Origin of the sequence: uncultured Campylobacter sp. (assembly GCF_937890585.1) — a bacterium.
Classification (GTDB): domain Bacteria; phylum Campylobacterota; class Campylobacteria; order Campylobacterales; family Campylobacteraceae; genus Campylobacter_A.
Map to the genome: position 1 here is coordinate 1 of NZ_CALACG010000077.1, position 1,087 is coordinate 1,087.

The window sequence follows — 1,087 nt, forward strand, 5'->3', positions numbered from 1 at the left end:
CTTTGGCAAATGCTCGCTTTGCTTGTTGCAAAATAGTAGAGCGATCGGCACTACTGTATAGCCAAGCATCTCTAGCGGTAGCTCAATGACTACAATACAAAAGAGTTGCAAAAGCTCTCTGAATTTAAGCATCACTCATCCTTTTTATCTTTTGGTTTTTCTTGCTCTTTTGCTTTATAGTTAGGGCACTTAGGGCAACCCTCCCAAGTGCAAGCGCCGTCTTTGTCTAGCTTGCTGGCGCACACTTCACATCTTTTTATTTTTACTCTCATTTTTTATCCTTTTGTGTTGGTCTAGTTTGAACCACATCTGTGAATTCGTCTTTGTCTAAGTACCAGAACGGTTTTTTACCGTCTTCGTATTGAAATTTGGCGAAGTCATCAGGGTGTGTCGCCAAGTGAGCGAATACTCTAATAATGTTTGTCATATTCGAGCTGTCCCAGCCCTCGCACTTTCTCGCCCTGAGAAAAATCACGATAGGGCAGAGTAAAACGCCCACAATTAGCGACAATACGCAGATTATTATGTAACTCACTTTAGCCCCTCCCTTTGAATTATTAATTCCTTATATTCGTTTCGCAAGCTCTCTAACACTGCCGTGTTACCGATAATAAGGGCGTGTTTTATATCATCCTCGCATTCTTTTATATCCGCTTCGAGCTGTGCTAAAGCCTTAGCCCTTTCGTCTATTTTTGGCGTTAAATACTCCTCTATCTCCTTTTGTGTTAAAGGTGTTAAACAAAACTTTTCTACGCTTGCAGCTAAAGCTTCTTCGCTGATATGGTTATCATAAGCATAGATTTCATTGTTTTTATCTTTATAATATTTCATCTTTTTGCTCTCCTTTTTAACTTAATTCAGACCAAGTATTTAGTTTTTCATTATTGATCTCCGTAAGTAAATCCCTCTTTTTGTAACTAGGATTTGTCAATGTAGCTAGTTTGTATTTTGAGCCTGCTGGCACTATGAAAAAAAAATTATAGTTTGTGTAATTGTCTAAATCAGATGTTAAAACCATTACCTCATCTACAATCACAGATACCGGTATATCAGTATTATTAGCTTCAATGCTAACACACACTAATAT

Annotated in this window: 4 protein-coding genes; all 4 read right to left on the reverse strand. The window is 37.8% G+C overall.

Annotated elements, in window-relative coordinates; translation table 11 throughout:
• Nucleotides 1–131: 131 nt before the first annotated feature.
• Nucleotides 132–272: a hypothetical protein gene (locus Q0296_RS02175; RefSeq protein ID WP_298036044.1), complete on the reverse strand. Its 141-nt coding sequence runs from the start codon at nt 270–272 to the stop codon at nt 132–134.
• Nucleotides 269–535 (reverse strand): hypothetical protein, encoded by a 267-nt coding sequence (locus tag Q0296_RS02180; protein WP_298036045.1) that lies wholly within the window; start codon nt 533–535, stop codon nt 269–271. Before Q0296_RS02180 ends, Q0296_RS02175 begins: the two co-directional genes overlap by 4 nt.
• The gene (locus Q0296_RS02185; RefSeq protein WP_298036046.1) at nt 532–831 is read right to left on the reverse strand and encodes a hypothetical protein; all 300 of its coding nucleotides are present in this window, start codon (nt 829–831) and stop codon (nt 532–534) included. Before Q0296_RS02185 ends, Q0296_RS02180 begins: the two co-directional genes overlap by 4 nt.
• 16 nt (nt 832–847) lie before the next feature.
• Nucleotides 848–1,087 (reverse strand): hypothetical protein (locus Q0296_RS02190; protein WP_298036048.1); only part of this gene is annotated, 240 nt, incomplete at its 5' end.